Genomic DNA, 322 nt, shown 5'->3' with positions numbered 1-322 from the left:
CCAACAGCTGGTCGCCCTCAACCCAACAATTTGCCCGGCAACAATTGGGTTCCACCACCACAACCGGGCCAATTGTTGGCGTGGTTAACCTTGGTCCGGGGGCGGGCCGAAACGATTCAGGATCTCGCCCCGGGGCGGTTGAACTGACGTCGCTAAACGGTGTTACCCAGCCGCTGTCAAGCGAGGGGTTTGGTGCCTTTATCACCGGTGATACCGTGACACCGCCCACCCGTTTCCCTGCCGACCTGGCCGGGCTGGATATGAGCACCCTGGTAACCCGCCCCAGCCCGCGCGATGCAAAACAAAATGGCCGTGGCAACAC

At 61.5% G+C, this 322-nt stretch carries 1 pseudogene; it reads left to right on the top strand.

Annotated features, from left to right (window positions below):
• Positions 1–322: pseudogene (locus THS27_RS27135) on the top strand (hypothetical protein); the annotation flags it as partial.

Source organism: Thalassospira sp. MCCC 1A01428, from assembly GCF_002115825.1.
GTDB lineage: Bacteria > Pseudomonadota > Alphaproteobacteria > Rhodospirillales > Thalassospiraceae > Thalassospira.
This window is presented reverse-complemented; position numbering and strand designations above follow the sequence as displayed.